The sequence below is a fragment of the Burkholderia glumae LMG 2196 = ATCC 33617 genome, assembly GCF_000960995.1.
Classification (GTDB): domain Bacteria; phylum Pseudomonadota; class Gammaproteobacteria; order Burkholderiales; family Burkholderiaceae; genus Burkholderia; species Burkholderia glumae.
Genome location: NZ_CP009434.1, coordinates 1,219,850 through 1,242,488 on the forward strand (window position 1 = coordinate 1,219,850; position 22,639 = coordinate 1,242,488).

Sequence of the window (22,639 nt, forward strand, 5' to 3'; positions counted from 1 at the left end):
ATCGTCGCTGGGCTCGGGTACGGGCCGCCCGCCGCGCCGGCGAGGCGCCTGCGCGCCGCGCCGGCGGGTCCCCGCTTCAGGGCGTGCCGACCAGCGCCGCCACCGGCAAGCCGGCGAGCAACTCGGCCACCCGCAGCCGCCCGTTCGCCGCCGCCACGCGGCGCTCCGCGCCGAGCCGTTCGAGCCATTGGGCGGGCGCGTCGTCGGGCAGCACGAGCGCGGTGTCGCCCCAGTAGCGCGCGTCGATGCGCGGCCCGCCGCCGTCGGTGGCCAGCCTGCCGTGCGCGAGCCGGCTGCCGACCACCAGCACGGCGCTGCGCGTGTCGCGCCGCAGCAGCGCGATCGCGTGCTCGCGCGCCGGGCCTTCCAGCGTGAGCGGCAGGTAGGCGCCGTGGGAGAAGGTGGCCGCGTGGTCGGCGCGCAGCGCCAGCATGCGCGTGACGAGCGCGCGCTTGATGCGGCCGTCGGGCCAGGCGCGCAGATAGTCGGCCAGCGGCCCGTCCACCGGCGTGGCGCGCCGCTCGGCGAAGTCCACCTCGCGCCGGTTGTCGGGATCGACGAGGCTGAAGTCCCACAGGTCGGTGCCCTGGTAAAGATCAGGCACGCCGGGCGAGGCGATGCGCAGCACCGTCTGCAGCAGCGAATTGAGCACGCCGGCCGGTGCGATCTGCGCGACGAACGCGTGCAGCGCATGGACGAAGTCGTCCTGGCCGCGCGGCCTGAGCAGTTCGCGCACGAATGCCTCGCAGGCCGCTTCGTAGGCCGCATCGGGCGCGAGCCAGCTGGTTTCGCGCTTGGCCTCGCGCAGTGCCTTGGTCTGCCATTGCACGACGCGCTCGGCCAGCGCGGCGAGGCCCTCGGCGTCGTCGGGCGCGAGCGCGGGCGGCCAGCAGCCCACCAGCGTCTGGTACAGCATCGCCTGCGCCGCGCGTCCCGGCGCCGGCGGCGCGCCCTCGGCCGGCACCCGGCAAAGCGCGTCGTTGCGTGCGATCCAGGCGTCGACGGCGGCGCGCCACGGCACCGGCACCTCGCTTAGCACCGCGAGCCGCGCGCGCACGTCCTCGCCGCGCTTGTGGTCGTGCGTGGCCGTGGCGAGCAGCGTGTGGGGCGTGCGCGCCGCGCGCTCGAGATTGCGCAGGTGGAACGCGTCGGGCGAGAGCGCGAGCTGGCCGGCGTCGGCGCCGACTTCGTTGCGCGACAGCAGGCGCCCGTAGCGATAGCAGGCGGTATCCTCCACGCCCTTTGCCGCGAGCGGCGAGCTGAGGCGTGCGAACGCGATGCGCGCCCGGCGCGCCAGCGCCGGGTCCGGCCCGGCGTCCGCCTCGATTGCCGTTTCCGCGTCCGTCCGCGCGTCGCCCCGCGCGATCTCGGGCCAGCCGAGCCAGCCGAGCACGCGCTCGAGCGCCTCGTGATCGGTGCGCGGCAGCGCGCGACGCGCGGCGCGGCTGGCGGCCTCGATGAACGGGCGCTCGGCGGCGCGCTCGCCGTCGAGCGGATAGAGCCGGTAGACGGGCAACTGCGCGGCCAGCTCGGCCACCACGCGGCGCAGCGGGTTGCGCGCGAAATCGCGCGTGCGAGCATCGGCGCGCGCGATCGCGTGCAGCGCGTCGGTCACGCGCTCGATCTCCACCGCGAGCTGCCGCGAGGCCGCCTCGCGCTTGCCCGTCAGCGCCTCGTCGGCGAACGTCGCGCTGCTGCCCGACAGCTCGGCCCAGTGCTGCGCGAGCGGCTCGGCGCCGGCCGGATCGTGCAGCAGCGCGCCCACGTCGTTCATGAAATCGTAGCCGGTGGTGCCGTCGGTGAGCCAGTCGGCGGGCAGCGCCTCGCCCGGCGCGAGGATTTTCTCCACCACCAGGTACGGCGCCGGGTCGCGCAGCTCGGCGAGCCGCGCGCGCAGCTTGCGGCAGTAGCCGCGCGGGTCGGCCAGGCCGTCGACGTGATCGATCCGCACGCCGTCCACCAGCCCCGCGTCGACGAGCCGGAACAGCAGCGCGTGGACGTCGTCGAACACCGCGTTGTCCTCCACGCGGACGCCGGCCAGCGTGTCGATGTCGAAGAAGCGGCGCCAGTTGATCTCGTCGGGCGCGGTGCGCCACCAGGCGAGCCGGTAGGCCTGCCGCTCCAGCAGCGCGTGCAGCCGCGCGCGGCCGGCCTCGCTGTCGCTCGCGTAGTGGCGCAGCGCGCCGTCGAGCGCGGCCGCGCCGTGGGCGGCCAGGTGTTCGCGCAGGGCCGCGCCCGCAAGGCTGGCCTGCGGCGTGCCGGGCGGCGCGTCGGCCAGCGGCGCGAGGCGCGCCGCCAGCGCGTCGAGCCCGGGCTGCTGCGCGGCGCGCAGGATCTCGGGATAGGCGGCGAGCGCGACGGGCAGCGTGCGTCCCGAGCAGGCGATCGTGAAGCGGCCGGTGGCCGCGTCGCAGCCGAGCACCATCTCGCCCGCGGCGAGCGCCTCGCCGTACGGGCGGCCCAGGCAGGGCAGCAGCACGCGGCCGTGCAGCAGCGGATCGGCGGGGCGCCAGTCGATGTCGAAGTGGCGCGCATAGCGGCTGCGCGGTCCCCATTCGAGCACGTCGTTCCACCAGCCGTTCGACGAGCCGGCCACCCCCATGTGGTTCGGCACGAAATCGACGAGCGTGCCGATGCCGTGCCGGCGCAGCGCGCCGACCAGCCGCACCAGGCCATGCTCGCCGCCGAGCGCCTCGCTCACGCGGCCGTAATCGACGGTGTCGTAGCCGTGCATCGAGCCCGGTTCGGCCTGCGTGATCGGCGACAGATAGAGGTGGCTGATGCCGAGCTGCGCGTACAGATCGACCTGGGCCGCCGCGTCGTCGAACGTGAAGCCGGCGTGCAGCTGCAGCCGCAGCGTGGCGCGCGGCGCGCTCATGACGCCTCCGGGCCGGTGCGCCGCGCCAGCGCGATGGCGGCCAGCGTCGCGCCGGCGGCGTCGTCGAGCAGGCCCGCCGTCTCGCGCGGCATGCGGCGGCGCCAATTCGGATGGCCGACCGGCGGCCCCGGCAGATTCGGCTGGGCGGGCAGCGCGAGCAGATCCTCGAGCGGCACCAGCGCGAGCGCCGAGGCGCTGCGCGCGACGAACGCGAGCGCGGCGGCCACCGGCGGTGCCTCGGGCGGCGTGGGCGAGGCCGACGGCGGCACCACCCGCGCCTCGGCGAGCGCGCGCCACAGCGCGGCGCGCTCGGCGGCGCGCTCGGCCAGGTCGGGCGGCAGCGGGGCAGGCGCGGCGGCGGGCGCGTGGGCAGGGGAGGATGAATTCATGTCGCTGGGCACCGGATGGGTTGAAGACGGGGAGGCGGCCGGGGCCGCCGTTTCGGCATCGCGCGCGAGCGGTGCGGACGCGCCGGGCGTGCTGGCGGCGGCGGGCGAGGCCGGGGCCGGGGCCGCCGGCGGCCAGGTGAGGGGCGGGTCGGCGGGCGAGTGCGACGCGCCGAACGCCTCGTGCCGCGCGGGTGCGCACGGCGCGGCGGCCTCTCCCGGTGCGCGCGCCGCCTTGCCGCCGGCTTCACGCCCGGCGTCGAGCGCCGTCACGTGCCGCCGCCAGGCCAGATCGACGCCGCGCCACCAGCCCGCCAGCGTCGGCAGATCGTGGGTGGACGGCATTGCCACCGCGTCGCGGTCCCATTGCTCGGGCCGGCGAAACGCGCCGTCGGCGTCGCGCTCGAACCACAGCACGCGCATCCCGGCGATGCCGCACGCCGCGAGCCGCTCGCGCAGCCCGCCGGGCACGGTGCCGAGATCCTCGCCGATCGCGATCGCGCGATGCCGCGACGATTCGAGCGCGACCAGCCGCAGCAGGTCGTCGAGCGGATAGCGCAGGTAGGCGCCGTCGCGCGCCGAGGTGCCGTCGCGCACGATCCAGAGCCGCGCGAAGCCGAGGATGTGATCGATGCGCACGCCGCCGGCATGGGTCAAGGCCGCGCGCAGCAGCGCGATGAACGGCGCGAAGCCGCTCGCGCGCAGCGCGGCCGGGGTCCAGGTCGTGACGCCCCAGGCCTGCCCGTCGGCGTTGAACAGATCGGGCGGCGCGCCGATCGAGGCCGCGCCCAGCAGCGAGCCGGGCGCGGCCCACGCGTCGCTGCCGTCGGGCGCGCAGCCCACGGCGAGATCGGCCACGGTGCCGATCGACATGCCCGCGCCGCGCGCGGCCCGGTGGGCACGCTCGAGTCCGCGCGCGGCGAGCCACTGCGCGAACGCGAAGAACGCCACGTCGTCGGCGTGCGCGGTGGCGAACGCGCGTACCCCGGGCGCCTCGGGGCCGCCGCGCAGCGCCTCGGGCCAGCGCCGCCAGTCGGCCTCGCGCCGGTCGGCCAGCATCTGGGCTTGCAGCGCGTCGAAGCAGGCATGGGCGTGCAGCGCGGCGCCGCCGTCGGCGACGAAGCGCGCGAACCCATCGGCATCGGGCGACGGATGCGCCCGCCAGCGCTCGAACAGCGCGCGCAGCACGCGCAGCTTGGTGCGGACCGCGAGCGGCCAGTCCACCAGCGGCGCGGCGGCCAGCCGGGCGGCGGTGTCGGCCAGCCCGGTGTCGGCGAGCACGGCGGCCGTGGCCTGCGGGCCAGCCACGTCGTCGGGATCGAGGTAGGCGAGGTTGTGCCAGCGGCGCGAGGACGGCGAATACGGGCTGTCGCGCTCGGGCTGGGCCGGGAACGTGGCATGGGTCGGGCTGATCGCCAGCGCGTCGGCGCCGAGCCGCGCGGCGCCGCCGGCCAGGGCCGCGAGCGCGGTGGTGTCGCCGATGCCGAAGTCGCCGGCGCGGCGCAGCCCGTAGAGCTGCGCGGCGAGCCCCCACGGCCGCTGGCGCCCGGCGACGAAGGCCGCGTCGCCGATGGTCCAGCCGCGCGCGGGCGCCACCGCCACCGTCACGCTGGCTGCGTCGGTTTCCACCCGGTGGTAGCCGGCCGCGTCGATCGCGGGCAGCAGCGCGCCGCGGCCGCCCGGATCGGCCAGGAGCCGGCCGGTGCGCCGGGTGCCGTCCTCCAGCGTGAGCGCATAGCCGCCACCGGGTCGCCCGGCCGCGGCCGGCCACGGCACCGCCTGCCCCGCCGCGGCCGTCACGAGCGGCGGCGGTGCGGCCGGCGCCGTCAGCGCGGCCAGGCTCGCGTCGCGATCGGCGGCCGTGGCGGCGGGCAGGCCGAGCGCGTCGAGCAGCACCGCGAGCGCGTCGTCGCCGACCCGCCGCGGCTGGTCGGCCGCATCGGTCCATTCGGGTTCGAGCCCGGCGGCGCGGGCCAGCGCGGCGAGCGAGGTGTGCTGGCCGGTGCTCATCGTCCGCGCCCCTCGGCCGGCGTGCCGGCCGGCGCGTCGAGCCAGGCGAGGCAGGCGTGGGGGCCGAGCCGCCCGTCGGCGAGCGCGTCGCGCACGCGCGGCGGGGTCTCGAACACGATCTTGCCGGACGGCGGGTCGGGCAGCGCGACCGGCGTGTCGTCGAGATTCAGCGCGATCGCGAGCCGCGCGCCGTTGCCGAGCCGCCAGCACGCGATCAGCGCGCGCGGCGCCTGGCCGGCGGGTGCGTGGTGGCTGGCCGGGTGGCCCGGAGCGCCGCCGCCCGCCTGGTCGCGCTCGATCGCGGCGGCGAGCGTCGCGGCCGCCTCGCGCTCGGCCGGCTGCGCGGGGTCGTCCGGCAGCAGGCGCGAGCGGTCGGGGGCGACGCCGGGGTTGCCGTGGCGCGGATCGTCGTGGGCCGCGCCGGTGCCGGCGCCGCCGTCGAGCAGGCTGACGCCCTCGGCGCGCGTGCCGGGCAGATGCGGCACGAGGAAGCCGTTGCGCACCGCCAGCGCGCCGCGATAGAACGCCCGCCAGCTGCGGGCGTCGTCGCTCTCGCGGTCGGCCTCGACGGCTTCGGGCGAGGAGCGCGCGAAGGTGGCCGGATCGTTCGGGTCGGGAATCAGGTCGCGGCGCTCGGGATTGGCGAATGCCGGAAACGCGGCGAACTCGCGGCGGCGCCCCTCGCGCACCGCGTCGGCCAGCTCGCCTTCGTAATCGGTGAAGAACTGGAACGGCTGCGTCGAGCCGGTTTCCTCGCCCATGAACAGCAGCGGCACCTGCGGCGCGAGCAGCAGCAGCGCGGTGGCCGCGCGCAGCGCGTCGTCGTTGACGAGGGCGCGCAGCCGCTCGCCGAACGCGCGGTTGCCGATCTGGTCGTGGTTCTGCAGGAACGCGACGAATGCGGTGGGCGGCAGGTGCGCGCTGGGCTCGCCGCGCGGGCGGCCGTCGTGCAGCGGCGAGGGCTCGCCCTGGTAGGCGAAGCCTTCGGCCAGGGTGCGCGCGAAGTGCTGCAGCGGCTTGTCCGCATAGGCCCGGTAATAGCCGTCGCGCTCGCCCGTGAGCAGCACGTGGGCGCTGTTGTGGAAGTCGTCGTTCCACTGCGCGTCGAAGCCGACGTCGGCCAGCAGGTGCGCGCTGTTGCGCTCGTTTTCCAGCACCAGATGGACGTGCCGCTCGCTGCCCGCATAGGCGCGCACCAGCGCGGCCAGCTCGCCGAGCCAGTGGTCGTCGTCGATCGCGTGCGCGGCGTCGATGCGCAGCCCGTCGATGCGGTATTCCTCGAGCCAGTAGAGCGCGTTGTCGATGAAGAAGCGGCCCACCTCGTCGCGACGGAAGTCGATCGCCGGCCCCCAGCCGGTGGTCTTGCCTGCGCGGAAGAACGACGGCGCGTAGCGCGCGAGCCAGTTGCCGTCGGGGCCGAAGTGGTTGTAGACCACGTCGACGAATACCTGCAGCCCCAACTCGTGCGCGGCATCCACCAGCGCCTTCAGTTCCTCGGGCCGCCCGTAGGACGACGACGGCGCGAACGGCAGCACGCCGTCGTAGCCCCAGTTGCGCGTGCCGGGACATTCGGCGAGCGGCATCAGCTCGATCGCGGTCACGCCCAGCGCGGCGAGTTCGCCGAGCCGCTGCGTCACGCCGCGATAGCCGCCGAGCGCGCCCACGTGCAGCTCGTAGAGCACGGTCTCGTGCCAGGGCCGGCCGCGCCAGTCGTCCTGGCGCCAGCGATAGGCGCAGGGATCGACCACCTGGCTCGGGCCGTGGACGCCCTCCGGCTGGAAGCGCGAGGCGGGATCGGGCACGGCCTCGCCGCCGTCGAGCCGGTAGCGGTAGCGCGTGCCGGGGCCGAACGGCACGGTGGCGTCGAACCAGCCGCCCTCGCGCGCCGTCATGGCCACGCTGGCGCGGCGTTCGCCGTCCTCCAGCTCCACGCTCACCGCTTCGCAGGCAGGCGCCCAGAAGCGGAAGTGGGTGCGGTGCAAATCGATGCAGGTGGCGCCGAACGAGGTCGGATACGCGTGGCGGCCGGGAGCGGAAATCAGGGATTGGGTCATCGCGATGTCTCGGAGGCGGGCCGGTGTCGTGCTCAGGACACCGGCGTGGGTTCGTCATGGGCCGGCGCGGGGCCGGCGGTCGGCTCGGGTTCGGGCTCCCGTTGCGGAGCGGGCGCCGCCTGCGGCTGCGCCGCGTGGTCGGCGTCGTCCGGGGGGGCGTCGCCCTCGTCCGCGGGGCGCGCCTCGCCGGCGGCGCCCGCACCCGCGTGGTCGGGGCGCGTGCACTGCTCGGCGGGCAGCCTTGCGGCCGCGATCACGGCCGCGTGAGCGGCCAGCTCGATGCCTTCGGCCGGCAGCGGCTGCGGCTCCAGGTCGGGCCGCGCGCTGTCGGCCAGCACGCGGAACGCCAGACGCGGCGCGGGCGGCACGAATACCAGCGGCTGCGCCGAGCCGTTGAGCATCAGCAGCAGCACCTCGGTGTGGCCGTCGCGATCGGGCCCGACGCGGCGCATCATCAGCGCGCGCAGCTCGCGGTTCTGCCAGGCGGGCACCGGGATCGCCTCGCCGCGCTCGTCGAACCAGTCGATCTCGCGCAGCCCCGGCGCGGCCTCGCGGTCGCCCGACGGATAGCCCGGCCCCGACAGCAGCGGGTGCTCGCGGCGCAGCGCGGCGAGCCGCGCGACGAAGCCGGTGAGCCGGCGCCCGGCGTCGCTGGCGGCGGCCTCCCAGTCGAACCACGCGAGCTCGGTGTCCTGGCAATAGGCATTGTTGTTGCCCTGCTGGCTGCGGCCGAACTCGTCGCCGCCGAGCAGCATCGGGGTGCCGAGCGCGGCGTAGAGCGTGGTCAGCATCGAGCGCGCCACGCGCTCGCGCACCTCGCGGATGTCGGCGTCGTCGGTCGGGCCTTCCACGCCCCAGTTCGCGCTGCAGTTGTCGTCGCGGCCGTCGCGGTTCTCCTCGCCGTTGGCCTCGTTGCGCTTGGACGAGTACGAGACGAGGTCGGCCAGCGTGAAGCCGTCGTGGGCCGTGACGAAGTTCACCGAGGCCCACGGCTTGCGCCGGTGGTGGTTGAACAGGTCGGCCGAGCCGGCCAGCCGCGCGGCCAGCTCGGGCCGCATGCCGGCGTCGCCGCGCCAGAAGCGGCGCACCGTGTCGCGGAACTTGTCGTTCCATTCGCCGAAGCCGGCCGGATGGTTGCCGAGCTGGTAGCCGCCGGGGCCGAGGTCCCACGGCTCGGAGATCAGCTTGCGGGTGGCCAGCACCGGGTCCTGGCACAGCGCGTCGAAGAAGCCCGAGCCGCGGTCATAGCCGTGCGGCTCGCGGCCGAGCGTGACGCCGAGGTCGAAGCGGAAGCCGTCGATGTTGAAGGCGGTACACCAGTAGCGCAGCGAGTCCATCACCATCTGCAGCACGCGCGGATGCGACAGGTTCAGCGTGTTGCCGCAGCCGGTCTCGTCGATGTGGTAGCGCGGGTCGTTCGGCTGCAGCCGGTAGTAGCTGGCGTTGTCGAGGCCGCGCCACGACAGCGTCGGGCCGAGCTGGTTGCCTTCGCAGGTGTGGTTGTAGACCACGTCGAGCAGCACCTCGATGCCGGCCGCATGCAGCTGGCGGATCGCGATGCGCATCTCGTCGAGCCGGCGCGTGGCGAGATACGACGGCTGCGGCGCGAAATACGCGAGCGTGTCGTAGCCCCAGTAGTTGCGCAGCCCGCGGTTGACGAGCTCGCGGCTGTCGAGGAACGCCTGCACCGGCAGCAGCTCGACGGTGGTCACGCCGAGCCTGAGCAGATGGTCGATGAAATCGGGCGAGGCGAGCACCGCGAAGGTGCCGCGCTCCGGCGTGCGCAGCCCGTCGCGGCGCATCGAGACGCCGCGCACGTGGGTCTCGTAGATCACCGTGTCCTGCCACGGCACCGCGGGGCGGCGGTCGTCGTGCCAGTCGAACGACTCGTCCACCACCACGCACTTGGGCATGGCCGGCGCCGAATCTCGGCGGTCGATCGACAGGTCGGCGCGGTTCGAGTGGAGCCGGTAGCCGAACAGCGCGTCGGACCAGCGGAACTGGCCGATCAGCTTGCGCGCGTAGGGGTCGAGCAGCAGCTTCGAGGAATTGAAGCGGTGGCCATACTGCGGCTGGTACGGGCCGTCGGCGCGAAACGCGTAGACGGTGCCGGGATGCGCGCCCGGCAGGTAGCCGTGCCAGATTTCGTCGGTGCATTCCGGCAGGTCGAGCCGGGCGATCTCCTTGCGCCCGGTGGGGTCGAACAGGCACAGCTGAAGGCGCGTGGCGTGCGCGGAAAACACCGCGAAATTAATGCCGAGGCCGTTCCAGCTCGCTCCGAGCGGATACGGCTTGCCCGGCTCGAGCCGGTCGGCGGTCGCAGCACGCATGATGGTGTTCTCCTCGTTGTCGCGTGTTGTTTCGGATCACGATGTTTCGGGGGCGGCGCCGCACCGGCGCGGCTCAGGCCGGGCGCAGCCAGAGCGTGGCGAGCGGCGGCAGGCGCAGCGTGGCCGACCAGCGCTGGCCGTGCAGCGGCGCCTCCTGCGCGAACACGGCGCCGTCGTTGCCGAGGTTGCTGCCGCCGTAGGCCGCGCTGTCGGTGTTGAGCAGCTCGGTCCAGCGGCCGGCCGCGGGCAGCCCGAGGCGATAGCCGTCGCGCGGCACCGGCGTGAAGTTGCAGACGGCCACCAGCAGGCGGCCCTCGCCGTCGCGGCGCACGAACGCATAGACGCTGTTGGCGGCGTCGTCGCCGATCAGCCAGCCGAAGCCCTCGGGGCGGCAGTCGAGCCGGTGCAGCGCGGGCTCGGCGGCCAGTTGCCGGTTCAGGTCGCGCACGAGGCGCTGCACGCCGCGATGCTCGGGCGCGTCGAGCAGCTCCCAGGGCGGCTGCGCGTCGTGCGCGAACTCGCCGGGCTGGGCGAACTCGCCGCCCATGAACAGCAGCTTCTTGCCCGGATGCGCCCACATGAACGCATAGTAGGCGCGCAGCGTCGCGAAGCGCTGCCACGGATCGCCGGGCACCTTCGCGAGCAGCGAGCCCTTGCCGTGCACCACCTCGTCGTGCGAGAGCGGCAGCACGAAGCGCTCCGAGAACGCGTAGACCAGGCCGAACGTCAGGCGGTCGTGGTGGTAGCGGCGATGCACCGGGTCCTCGCGCAGATAGGACAGCGTGTCGTGCATCCAGCCCATGTTCCACTTGAAGTCGAAGCCCAGGCCGCCGTCGGCGACGGGCGCCGTCACGCCGGGCCAGGCGGTCGATTCCTCGGCGATGGTCAGCACCCCGGGCGGCGCGCCGGCGCCGTGCAGCGTGTCGTTGAGCGCGCGCAGGAACGCGATCGATTCGAGGTTCTCGCGCCCGCCGTAGCGGTTCGGAATCCACTCGCCCGAGGCGCGCGAATAGTCGCGATAGAGCATCGAGGCCACCGCGTCCACGCGCAGGCCGTCCACGTGATGGTCGCGCACCCAGGCCAGCGCCGAGGCGATCAGGAACGCGCTGACCTCGTGGCGGCCGACGTTGAACACCAGCGTGTTCCAGTCGGGATGGAAGCCCTCGCGCGGATCGGCATGCTCGTAGAGGGCGGTGCCGTCGAACTGCGCGAGGCCGTGCTGGTCGGTCGGGAAGTGCGCCGGCACCCAGTCGACGATCACGCCGAGCCCGGCCGCGTGCGCGCGATCGACGAAGCGCGCGAAGCCCTCGGTCGGCCCGAAGCGCGCCGACGGCGCGAACGGCGAGAGCGGCTGGTAGCCCCACGAGCCGCCGAACGGATACTCGGCCACCGGCATCAGCTCGACGTGCGTGAAGCCCATGCCCGCCGCGTAGGGGATCAGCCGCTCGGCCAGCTCGTCCCAGCTCGGCGTGCGCGGCGGGTCGCCGAGCCGCTGCCATGATTCCGGATGCACCTCGTAGACCGACATCGGCGCCTGCGCCGCGTCGGCCCCGGCGCGGCGCGCGAGCCAGGCGCCGTCCTGCCACGCGTAGCGCTCGCGCGCGGCGGTATCGGCCACCACCGAGGCGGTCAGCGGCGGCGCCTCGGTGGCGCGCGCGCAGGGGTCGGCCTTCAGCGGCAGCACGCGGCCGTCGTGCGCGCGCAGCTCGTACTTGTAGCGCGCGCCCGCATGCACGGCCGGGATGAACAGTTCCCAGACGCCCCACGGCCGGCGCAGCCGCATCGGGTTGCGGCGCCCGTCCCAGGCGTTGAAGTCGCCCACCACCGACACGCGTGCGGCGGCCGGCGCCCAGACCGCGAAGATCACGCCGGCCACGCCGTCGATCTCGGCGGTGCGCGCGCCGAGGCACTCGAGCACGGCGAACGGGTCGCCGCCGGCGAAGCGCGCGAGCGCCGCGTCGTCGAGCAGCGGCCCGAACGCATAGATGTCCTCGATCTCCTGGGTGGCCGTTATCCAGTCGATCGCGAGCCGGTACGGCTGGTCGGCCTCGATCTCGCCGGCGAAGCAGCCGGCCGGCGCCACGCGTTCGAGTTCGCCGAGCACGCGGCCGCCGTCGCGCGCCACCACCTGCACGGCGTGCGCGCCGGGAAACAGCGCGCGCACCACGGTGCGGTCGCCGACGCGATGCCGGCCCAGGCACGCGAACGGGTCCGGGTGCCGCGCGTCGAGCAGGGCGGCGATGTCGTCCGGGGCGAACAGCGTGTCGCTCATGGTTTTTTCTCCGGTGCAGCTGGGTGATCGGGTGAACGGGGGGGAGCGGCAAGCGGGCGCCCGAGCAGCTGCGCGGCCAGCGAGGCGAGCCCGACCACCGGCACGCGCAGCCAGTCCGGGCGGTTCGCGGCTTCGTAGCCGAGCTCGTAGGACGCCTTCTCGATCAGGAACAGCATCAGCAGCCGCTCGCCATGCTCGGCTGCCACGAACGGCTCGGCCGCGGCTTCGCAGGCCTCGCGATAGCTGGCGAGAAAGCGGTCCGCCGCGGCCTGCCCGAAGCGGTCGAACAGCGCGCGCTTGAGGTCGGCGGTCGGCGCGGGCGCCTTCTCGATCGCGAACTGCGCGGCCGCGCTCGCATACGACAGCGAGCGCAGCAGCCCGGCCACGTCGCGCAGCGGATGCGACTTGGCGCGGCGTGCCGCGAGCGGCCGGGCCGGCTCGCCCTCGAAATCGATCAGCATCGCGTCGCCGTTGACCTCCAGCACCTGGCCGAGATGGAAGTCGCCATGAATGCGCATGCAGGTGGCGCCCAGTTCGCGCGGCACCAGCGTGCCGATGGCCTGCGCGATCGCCTCGCGCGAGGCGAGCAGCGCGGCCGCGGCCTCGCGCGCGTCGGCGTCGAGCTCGTCCAGGCGCGGCGCGAGCAGCGCGGCCGCGCGCTCGAACATGGCCAGCGCGTCGGCGGTCCAGCCCTCGACGTGGGCCGGCGTGGCGCGCTCGGGCGCGAACGCCGGATCGTCGCTCGGCGCGGCCAGCACCACGTGCAGCTCGCCGAGCCGCTTGCCGATCGCGCCGGCGAACGCGGCGTAGGTGTCGAGTTCGAGCGCCGCCTGCGCCGATTCGCCGGCTTCGGCTTCGGGCGTGGCCGCCGCCGCGAGCGCCAGGTCGCTCACCGCGCGCTTGAGGAAATCGAGCGCGCGGGCCCAGGCGTCGCCCTGGTTGTCGACGAAGTTCTGCACGATCGCGACCGTGTGCGGCGTGCCGTCGGGCGCCACGCGGCGCACCTCGCCGACCAGCGCCGGCGCGTTGCGGTAGCCGGCGCGCGTGAGATGGCGGCTGACCTCGGCCTCGGGATGGATGCCGGGCGCCACGCGCCGCACCAGCTTCAGCACCAGCGCCTCGCCGATCACGAGCGAGCTGTTGCTCTGCTCGGCGGCCAGCCAGCGCACCTCGGGCGCGTCGCCGAGCGCGTACTGCGCCAGCGCCGGCGCCGGCTCGGGCGAGAACACCAGCGTGCCGCCGGCGGCGAGCGGCACGTCGCGCGGGTCCGCCAGCCGGCGCAGCACGCCGTGCGCGAAGCACGGCAGCGCGAACGCGTCGGTCAGGTAGCCCACCGTCGGGCCGCGCCGCACGCGCGCCAGCGCCAGGCGCATGAACAGCGGATGCGAGGTCTCGTCGCCCCAGGCGGCCGCGAGCGGCACCGCGTAGCGATCCTCGCGGCCGTCGACGGTGGCCACCAGCTCGGCGTACTGGAACGCCTCGCCCGGCACCGGCGTGACGCACTCGAAGCGCACCGCCTGCAGCGCGCGGTCCTTCGAGGCGAACCAGCGGCGCCGCGTGAGCCACGACGGCAGCACCTCGGCTTCCAGCGTGGCGACCAGCGCCGCGGCCGGATGCGTATCGCCGCGCCGCATCACGAGCGTGGTGAACTCCGGCAGCGGCTCGGCATGCGGGCGGTGCCAGGCCGGCTCCGCGCCGCTCGCCGAGAGCTGGAACCAGAGGAAGCCGTAGGGCGGAAAGGTCAGCAGATAGGGCAGCTCGCCGATCGCCGGAAACGGCGAGTCGGACGTCATCTCCACCGGCACGCAGCCGGCGAATTCGGACAGGTCCAGCTCCACGGCCTGCGAGGCGCGCGACAGGTTGGCCACGCACAGCACCGGCGTGGCGTCGGGCAGCTCGCGCAGATAGGCGAGGATCTTGCGGTTCTCGGGGCGCAGGAAACGCAGCGTGCCGCGCCCGAACACCTGGGTGGCGCGGCGCGTGGCGAGGATCCGGCGCATCCAGTTCAGGAGCGAGTGCGGATCGCGCGACTGCGCCTCCACGTTCACCGCGTCGTAGCCGTACAGCGCGCCCATCACGGGCGGCAGCACCAGCTGCTCGGGATCGGCGCGCGAGAAGCCGCCGTTGCGGTCGGCCGACCACTGCATCGGCGTGCGCACGCCGTCGCGGTCGCCGAGGTGGATGTTGTCGCCCATGCCGAGCTCGTCGCCGTAGTAGATCACGGGCGTGCCCGGCATCGACAGCAGCAGCGAGTTGATCAGCTCGATGCGGCGCCGGTCGCGCTCCATCAGCGGCGCGAGGCGGCGGCGGATGCCGAGATTCAGGCGCGCGCGGCGGTCGGCGGCGTAGGTCTGCCAGAGCAGGTCGCGTTCGGAATCGGTGACCATCTCCAGCGTCAGCTCGTCGTGGTTGCGCAGGAAGATCGCCCACTGGTTGCTCGGCGCGAGTTCCGGCGTCTGCCGCATGATGTCGATGATCGGAAAGCGGTCCTCGCTGGCGATCGACATGTAGATGCGCGGCATCAGCGGGAAGTGGAACGCCATGTGGCATTCGTCCTCGTCGCCGAAATATTCCTGCACGTCCTCGGGCCACTGGTTCGCCTCGGCCAGCAGCATCCGGTTCGGATACTCGGCGTCGATCGCCGCGCGGATCGTCTTCAGGATCGCGTGGGTCTCGGGCAGGTTCTCGTTGCTGGTGCCCTCGCGCTCGACCAGGTAAGGCACCGCGTCGAGCCGCAGCCCGTCGATGCCGAGATCGAGCCAGAAGCGCATCACCTGCAGCACCTCGCGCACCACCGCCGGATTGTCGAAGTTCAGGTCCGGCTGGTGCGAATAGAAGCGGTGCCAGTAGTACTGGCCCGCCACCGGATCGTGGGTCCAGTTCGACGGCTCGCTGTCGACGAAGATGATGCGCGTGCCGGCGAACTTGGTGTCGGTGTCCGACCAGACGTAATAGTCGCGATGCACCGAGCCGGGCTTGGCGCGGCGCGCGCGCTGGAACCACGGGTGCTGGTCCGAGGTGTGGTTGATCACCAGCTCGGTGATCACGCGGATGCCGCGCGCGTGCGCCTCGCGGATGAAGCGGCGCACGTCGGCGAGCGTGCCGTAGTCGGGGTGGACGTTGCGGTAGTCGGCGATGTCGTAGCCGTCGTCGCGGCGCGGCGACGGGTAGAACGGCAGCAGCCACAGCGCGTCCACGCCGAGCGAGGCGATGTAGTCGAGCTTGGAGATCAGGCCGGGGAAGTCGCCGATGCCGTCGCCGTTCGAATCGAAGAACGACTTCACGTGCAGCTGATAGATGATCGCGTCCTTGTACCAGAGCGGATCGGCGGGCGCGGCGCCCGGCCCGGCGGCACGGGATGCGCCGGCGCGGCGCGCGCCGCGCCGCGGGCTGCCCGCGGCGGGCTGGAACGGAGCGTGCGGCAGCTGGTCGAGCGGTTCTTCGCGGATCATCGCGGGTCTCCCGAGCCGGAGGCGGCCGGCTGCATGGTCTGGGCGGACGGCGGCGCGTCGGGCGCGATGCGCCAGATCGCGAACGGCAGCCCGTGCGGATCGAGGTTCACGTACTGGCGCGTGCCGTGCCAGTGGCCGGCGTGGCCCGTGGCGAGGTCGGTGGCGCGCAGCGCCGCGCCCTCCGGCACGGCCCAGCCCGCGTAGAGCGCCGCGTCGAGCATGAAGTCGGTGGCCTGCGGCGCCCAGGGGTCGAGGCTCACGGCCGCCACGATCACGCTGTCGAGATTCGGCGTGGCCTTGCGGAACACCAGCACCGCATCGTTCGGCGCCTCGAGGAACGTGATGCCGAGGTGGGTCTGCAGGGCCGGATGGGTGCGCCGCACGCGGTTCAGGAGCGCGATCTCGCCGGCCAGGTTGCCGGGCCGGTGCCAGTCGCGCGCGCGCAGTTCGTATTTCTCGGCGTCGCGGTATTCCTCGCCGGCCTCGTCGAGCGGCGCCGATTCGCCGATCTCGAAGCCGCTGTACATGCCCCACACGCCCGACAGCAGCGCCGCCAGCGCGGCGCGGATCACGAACTGCGAGCGCGGCGCGTTGTGCAGGTAGCGCGGGTTGATGTCGGGCGTGTTGACGAAGAAGTTCGGCCGGAAGAACTCGCGCGGCGGCCCGTCGGCCAGCTCGCGCAGATAGGCGCGCAGCTCGTGCTTGCTCTCGCGCCAGGTGAAGTAGGTGTACGACTGCGAGAAACCGATCTTGGCGAGCCGGTACATCATCGCCGGGCGCGTGAACGCCTCCGACAGGAACACCACCTCCGGATGGCGCGCGCGAATGTCCTCGATGAGCCAGGCCCAGAACGGCAGCGGCTTGGTGTGCGGGTTGTCGACGCGGAACAGCTTCACGCCCGCCTCGATCCAGTGCAGCACCACGTCGCGCAGCGCGATCCAGAGATCGGGCATCGCGTCGGCCGCGTAGAAGTCGGGGTTGACGATGTCCTGGTAGCGCTTCGGCGGGTTCTCCGCGAACCGCAGCGAGCCGTCCGGGCGCCAGGCGAACCAGCCCGGATGCTGCGCGAGCCATGGGTGATCGGGCGAGCATTGCACCGCGAAATCGAGCGCGATCTCGATGCCGTGGGCATGCGCCGCCTGCACCAGCGCGCGGAACGAGGCGAGCGTGCCCAGGCTCGGATGGACGTCCGCGTGGCCGCCGATCGGCGAGCCGATCGCGTAGGGGCTGCCGACGTCCTCCGGCCCCGCGCGCAGGCTGTTGTTGCGGCCCTTGCGCGCCGTCAGGCCGATCGGATGGATCGGCGGGAAATAGAGCACGTCGAAGCCCATCTCGCGAATGCGCGGCAAATGACGGGCGACGTCCTCGAAGGTGCCGTGGCGCTGCGGGTCGTCGGCCGCCGAGCGCGGGAACATCTCGTACCAGCTGCCGAAGCGCGCGGCGCGGCGCTCCACGTCGATCGGATAGACGCTCGGATCCTGCGTCGCGGCGCTACGCCGGCCGAGCGCCGCGTAGGCCGCCGCCGTCGGCGGCGCCAGCACCAGCGCGAGGCGCCGCTCGGCGTCCGACGCATCGAACTCGGCCACCAGGCGGCGCAGCTCGGCCACCGAGTCGCCGCCGTGGGTGCCCTGCGCGGCGTCGAGCGCGTCGGCCAGCAGCGCGCGCGCCTCCTGCAGCTCCAGCGCCACCTCCTGGCCGGCCTGGTGCTTCTTGCCGATGTCGTCCACCAGCGAGCCCCAGTCGTCGCGCCAGGCCACCACGCGGAACAGGTGGCGGCCGATCCGGTCGAGCGGGAACGCGGCCTGCCAGCGGTCGTTGCCGAGCGGCGCGAGCGGCACCTCGTGCCACTCGGCCTCGTCGGCCGCGCGCCACGCCACCACCGCGCCGAGCCGCGCATGGCCGTCCGCGATCAGCGTCGCGCTGACCACCGCGCGCTCGCCGACCACGCGCTTGGCCGCGAAACGGCCGCCGTCCACCGCCGGCTCCACCCGCTCGATCGCGATGCGGTCGGCCGCCAGCGCCGCCGCGAGCGCGTTCGCGCCGGGCTTGCCGCGCCGCCGCGCGCCGCCGCTGGCGTCGTCGGACGCCTCCTTGCCGGCCTTGCCCCTCGCGTGCCTGGCGTCTTTGGTGTCTTTGGCGTCCTTGAGATCCTTGCCCGGCTTGACCGGCTTCGCGCGCGAGGCGCGCAGCAGCGCGAGGCCGCCCGGCGGCAGCTCGAGCGCCTCGAGCGGCGCGGCCTTCGCGCGGCGCGCGGCGGCCAGCGGCGCGAAGCGCGTGAACGCGCCCGGCACGCCGGCCAGGCAGGCGGCGGGATCGACGCGCGCGGCGCGGTCGAGGTCGGGGTTCAGCGCGATCAGCAGCGCGTCGTCGGCCTGTTCGAGCGAGGCGCCGCTGCCGCGCAGCAGCACCGTGGCCGCGGCCTCGGCGCCGCTCAGCGCCGCCAGCTCGCCGCGCGAGGCGAATACCGGCGCGGCGCGGCGCCAGCGGTTCGCCTCGGCCAGCGCATCGGAGAGATCGAAGGGCGCCGCCTCGAACGCGTCGCGGAACGCGCCCGGCTGCGCGTGCGGCGTCATCAGCGGGGTGGCCACGCCGCGCTCGAAGCCCATCGGCACCAGCCAGCCGGTGCCGAGCGCCGCCGCCGTATCGAGCGCGCGCCGGTAGCCGCGCTCCAGCACCTCGCGCGAGGCGCCGCGCAGGTCGTGGGCGAGGCGCGGGCCGTCGAACGCGTCGGGGTAGGCGATCGGCGAGCCCACCCGCCGCAGCAGCGCGTGCTCGTCGACGAGCCACGGCGCGCGGCCGTCCCACCAGCGCAGCGACGAGAACACCCCGTCGAAGCCGGCGCCCTCGAAGGCCGCCAGCGTCTCGCGCGCATGGCCCGGGATGCCGGCCAGCCAGCGCACGTCGTGCAGCTCGCCGCGGCGCGACGCGAGCCAGGCGCGCCACCATTGCGCCGGCAGGCGCTGGGGCGCGTCGATCAGGAAGCCCGCGACGCCGGCCGCCGAGAGCGTCGCGAAGCGGCCGTGCCACCAGCCCGATAGCGCGTCCGCCACCTCCGGGCGGGCGAGGTCGGCATAGGCCACCGTCTGCTCGAACGCCGCCGTGCGCGGATCGATGCGCGCGTCGTCGTGATGGCGCTCCACGTACCAGTCGGGCGAGGCGCGCCGCAGCGGATGCTCGATCGCGATCCGGTCGAGCGTGACTTCGAGCATCAGCTTCAGGCCGAATTCGCGCGCCTGTTCGGCGAGCCGGGCGAGCGCGTCGGCCGTGTCGAGCTTCGTGGCCAGCGCCTCGGCCGGGCGATCGTGATCGGCCACCACGCGCGGATGGCCGCCGCGGCCCACCGCGCTGAATGCGCCGATCAGCACGTGATCGAAGCCGCCCGCGGCGATCCGTTCGAACCACGCCGGCCAGGCTTCGAGCGCCCCGACGAAGCGGGCGTCGCAGAAGTAGAGATGCGGGGAGAAAGGGGAATCCATTTAACCGTCCACGAGGTGGAGTGGGGCGGCCCAAGCCGCTGACGGCGATGAACGACGCAACCCGCGTGCCTGCTGTTTTGCCGTAATGGGGACAGGGGTGTGCGCGGTGCCGCGCGGGGGCGTGGGATCGGCTTGCTGCGCCGCGATGCAAACTGGGCGCGCCAGTGTAGTTTTTACAGCGCGCCGCGCCCCCCGCAGCTGCGGCCGGCGCGGCCTGGAGCGGACCGTGAATTGGTTACAATTCTTGCGGATTGTCCTGGTGATGGTTACAGACGCCTTTCGCCTGCTTGGCTACACTCGCATCGTCGTTCGTTCACATCCTTTCCTGATATCGAAGAGCTTTGACCATGACCAAGCTACTGACCCGACTCGTTGCGGTGGCGGCCCTCGGCGCCGCGCTTTCCACGCCGGCGCTGGCGCGCGGCGATCTCAACAATGCCCTGGGCGGCGCGCTCGGCGGCGTGGCCGGCGCGGCGCTCGGCGGCGCGGTGGGCGGCAGCACCGGAGCGGTGATCGGCGGCGCCGTGGGCGGCGGCGCGGGCGGCGCGGTGACGTCGAGCCGGCGCGAGCGCACCGGGGCGATCATAGGCGGGGCTCTGGGCGGCGGAGCGGGAACGGCCGCGGGCAACGCGATGGGCGGGCGCTCGGGCGGCTTGATCGGGGCCGCGCTGGGCGGCGGGGCGGGCTCGGCGCTGGGCGGGAACCTGTCCCGGTCGAATTCCTATGAGGACGACTACCGGCGCGGGCGCCACGGCCACGGGCGCCATCATTATCATGGCCCCCGGCGCTGGGATTGAGCGCACGGGCGGCGCGCCGCGCCGTCCATCTCACCCAGTCACGAATGAGCGCCTGGTGGTCGTGACGGGTTCATGAAGGCCGCGCTCGCCGCCGCCGGGCTGTCAGCGCCCGGCATGGAGGCGGAACCGGCCCCGACGCACGGGCAGCCTGCCGCCGATCGCTCCGCAGCCTGCCGCATCAACGCAATGCCGGCCGCCATGGCCGGCACCGGCTGATGGCCGGGCACGCCGCCCCGGGCCGGCCGCCGCCCCCGGCGAGGTGGCTCGATCGGCCGCCACGGCGCTCATCGATGAGCGGCGCGATCCTGTTCCCGATTCCGTTGCCGCGACCGCGCAGGTCGATGGCTCGCCGCACCGGATGCCGCCTTTGCCTCCGGCATGCACTATCCCCACCCTATCCCCACCATTTGCCAGCCGCGCCTTGTCCGCGCGCGGGCCACGCGCATGACGCGGGCGGTCGCCGTGCCGCGACGCCCTCCGGAGCCAAGCCAATCCGTGGCAGTACTGAAAAACTTCGCGAAGCTTCTCGCCTGGCCGGGAGGTTTGCTCGATCAGGCAGACCCTCGGCAGGTTCGGTCGCGTGCTTGACCAGGCTGCCATCTGCGGGCATGACGGCAGGACTGCGAACGAGTGCGGCGCGTGAGACTGACAGGCCGGCGCCAGCGAAGGAGCCCGCCGCTGGCGAACGCGCTTTCGCGTGCCTTGAACGGAACCCGTGCCGCGGGGAGCCCGCTCAGGGCCGACCCGCGTCAGCGGGAGGCCTGCACCGAAGGCGCCTTGCTGATAGGCCCCTATCGTCCTGAGGCAAGTTCCCGAAGCGCGGTATCCCGATCGGCCTCCCTGCGCCGCGGGACAGGCAGCGTCGACCCGACAACGATGCTTGCCGGCCATGTCATCTTGTCGCAGGCAGAGCGGACAGGCCCAGGCCAATAGGTGTGCAGCGCCGGGTCCTGAATGCTCGACCGGGAAGTCGAGCACAGGGTCTTCCCACCCCTTCAGTCATTTTGCAGGCGGCCGTAAACAAGGTGGAAGAATGTTCCGACACGGATTGGGAGCCGCAATGAAAAACATGACTGTATCCACCCGCCTGATCGCCGGGTTCGGGTTGTTGACCGCGCTGTTGCTGGCAGTGGCGGCAATTGGCTTTTACGGGTTGTCTCAGTTGAATGGCACGCTGGACGATATCGCGCGCGTGAACAACACCGAGACGAAGCTGGCGAACCGGCTGCGCTCCTCGATACAGGATCGGGCGATCGCCGTGCGAAATTTGGCGCTGCTCAGCGACGCGCAGGACATGGCCAAGGAGGCCGAGCGCATCAGCAAGCAGGAGCAGATCTATGCCGACGCGTACCAGAAGCTGTCGCAGATGTTCGCGGACGAACCCGGCACGACGGAGCGGGAGAAGACGCTCCTCGCCCAGCTCAAGCAGGACGAAGCGGCAGCCCTGCCGCCGCTGCGCAAGGCCGCCCAGTTGGGCTTGTCGAACGACAGGGCCGGCGCGACCCAGGAACTGCTGCAGAATGCCAGGCCGCCGCAACGGAAATGGCTGGCACGTGCGATCGAGCTGGCTGATTTCGAGGACCAGCTCAACGACCAGGCGCAGGGCAGCGCCGTGAGCCTGTACTCGAGCGTGCGGGTACTGATCGCGGCCATCGTCGCGGCCTCGCTGCTGGTGGCGGCCGTGACCGCGGTCCTCATTACGCGCAGCATCCTGAGGCAGCTTGGCGGCGAACCCGGCCTCGCGCAGTCGGTGGCGGCGGAGATCGCCAATGGCAACCTGATGGTGGACCTGCATCTGAAGCCCGGCGATTCGACCAGCCTGATGGCCTCGCTGGAAGCGATGCGCGCCAGGCTGACCTCGATCGTGCACGGCATCAAGACCTCGGCCGAATCCATCTCGGTTGCCGCCAACCAGGTTGCGCAGGGCAATGTGGATCTCTCCCAGCGCACCGAGGAACAGGCGGCATCGCTCGAAGAGACGGCGGCCAGCATGGAGGAACTGACCTCGACGGTGAAGCACAACACCGACAATGCCCGGCAGGGCAGCACGCTCGCGGTCACGGCTTCGCAGACCGCTTCGTCGGGCGGTGACGTGGTCCGGCAAGTGGTGGGCACCATGGATGACATCGCGTCGAGCTCGCGCAAGGTTGCCGAGATCATTTCCGTGATCGAGGGCATCGCCTTCCAGACCAATATCCTGGCGCTCAACGCGGCGGTCGAGGCGGCGCGCGCAGGCGAGCAGGGGCGCGGCTTCGCGGTGGTCGCCGGGGAGGTGCGCACGCTGGCGCAGCGCAGCGCGGTGGCGGCCAAGGAAATCAAGGAACTGATCGAGACGTCGGTATCGCATGTGGCAGCGGGCTCGCAATTGGTGGCCGGTGCCGGCACGACCATGGACGAGATCGTGCGCTCGGTGAAGCGGGTCAGCGACATCATGGGCGAGATCGCGTCGGCGTCGGCGGAGCAGAGCACGGGAATCGAGCAGGTCAACGTGGCGGTGGCGCAGATGGACGAGGTCACCCAGCAGAACGCGGCGCTGGTGGAGCAGGCCACGGCCGCGGCGCAGTCGATGGCGGATCAGGCGGAAAATCTGCGGGCCACGGTGTCGATCTTCCGGGTCGATGCGAGGGCGCAGACGGAGCCCGCTGCCGCCGTGAAGCGGCAGGTGAGCGTCGCGCCGAAGCAGGTCAAGCGCCGTCTCGAACCGGCACGGCTGCCGGCACGGGTGGCCGCGCCGGCGGCCGCCGCGGCCGGGGCGGGAAACGGCGAGTGGGCCACGTTCTGACGCGCAGGCACGAGCTGAGGCCGCGGCTTAGCGGGTCCAGCGATGCCGTGGCGGGTTCGGGCCCGAGGCGCGGCGGGTGGCTGCGATCCCAGGCGGGCAGCCCGTCCGGCATGTGAAAAATGCAGGAAGCCGGCCGTGTCGAGGTTCGGGTCGCGGCGACGGCACGTCGATCGGTGCTCCATCAGGCAATGCCGGTCAGATG

The 22,639-nt window shown here is 73.4% G+C and carries 10 protein-coding genes; 3 read left to right on the plus strand and 7 right to left on the minus strand.

What is annotated here, in order from left to right:
• Nucleotides 1-76 precede the first annotated feature (76 nt).
• From treY to KS03_RS06590, 7 genes are all read right to left on the minus strand, one after another.
• On the minus strand, nt 77-2,878 hold the full coding sequence (gene treY / locus KS03_RS06560) for a malto-oligosyltrehalose synthase (RefSeq protein WP_015877606.1): 2,802 nt from the start codon (nt 2,876-2,878) through the stop codon (nt 77-79).
• Complete coding sequence (gene malQ / locus KS03_RS06565; protein WP_045678736.1) at nt 2,875-5,274, minus strand: 4-alpha-glucanotransferase; 2,400 nt, start codon at nt 5,272-5,274, stop codon at nt 2,875-2,877. Before malQ ends, treY begins: the two co-directional genes overlap by 4 nt.
• Nucleotides 5,271-7,328, minus strand: a complete 2,058-nt coding sequence (gene treZ, locus KS03_RS06570) for a malto-oligosyltrehalose trehalohydrolase (protein WP_015877604.1) — start codon at nt 7,326-7,328, stop codon at nt 5,271-5,273. Before treZ ends, malQ begins: the two co-directional genes overlap by 4 nt.
• Nucleotides 7,329-7,360: 32 nt before the next feature.
• A complete protein-coding gene (glgX, locus tag KS03_RS06575; protein ID WP_015877603.1) occupies nt 7,361-9,658 on the minus strand; it encodes a glycogen debranching protein GlgX in 2,298 nt (765 codons plus the stop codon).
• A 73-nt stretch (nt 9,659-9,731) separates the two neighbouring features.
• Entirely contained in the window at nt 9,732-11,930 is a 2,199-nt protein-coding gene (gene glgB, locus KS03_RS06580) for a 1,4-alpha-glucan branching protein GlgB (protein ID WP_015877602.1), read from the minus strand.
• Entirely contained in the window at nt 11,927-15,382 is a 3,456-nt protein-coding gene (gene treS / locus KS03_RS06585; RefSeq protein WP_015877601.1) for a maltose alpha-D-glucosyltransferase, read from the minus strand. Before treS ends, glgB begins: the two co-directional genes overlap by 4 nt.
• Nucleotides 15,379-18,858, minus strand: coding sequence for a maltotransferase domain-containing protein (locus tag KS03_RS06590; protein ID WP_015877600.1), 3,480 nt, complete (start codon nt 18,856-18,858; stop codon nt 15,379-15,381). The genes treS and KS03_RS06590 overlap by 4 nt, the downstream gene beginning before the upstream one ends.
• Nucleotides 18,859-19,205: 347 nt before the next feature.
• On the opposite strand from KS03_RS06590, the gene KS03_RS06595 reads away from it, so the two are divergent.
• From KS03_RS06595 to KS03_RS06600, 3 genes are all read left to right on the plus strand, one after another.
• On the plus strand, nt 19,206-19,655 hold the full coding sequence (locus KS03_RS06595; RefSeq protein WP_015877599.1) for a hypothetical protein: 450 nt from the start codon (nt 19,206-19,208) through the stop codon (nt 19,653-19,655).
• A 72-nt stretch (nt 19,656-19,727) separates the two neighbouring features.
• The gene (locus KS03_RS31990) at nt 19,728-19,871 is read left to right on the plus strand and encodes a hypothetical protein (RefSeq protein WP_155297086.1); all 144 of its coding nucleotides are present in this window, start codon (nt 19,728-19,730) and stop codon (nt 19,869-19,871) included.
• A gap of 844 nt (nt 19,872-20,715) precedes the next feature.
• Nucleotides 20,716-22,437, plus strand: a complete 1,722-nt coding sequence (locus tag KS03_RS06600; protein WP_015877598.1) for a methyl-accepting chemotaxis protein — start codon at nt 20,716-20,718, stop codon at nt 22,435-22,437.
• The last annotated feature ends 202 nt before the right edge of the window (nt 22,438-22,639 follow it).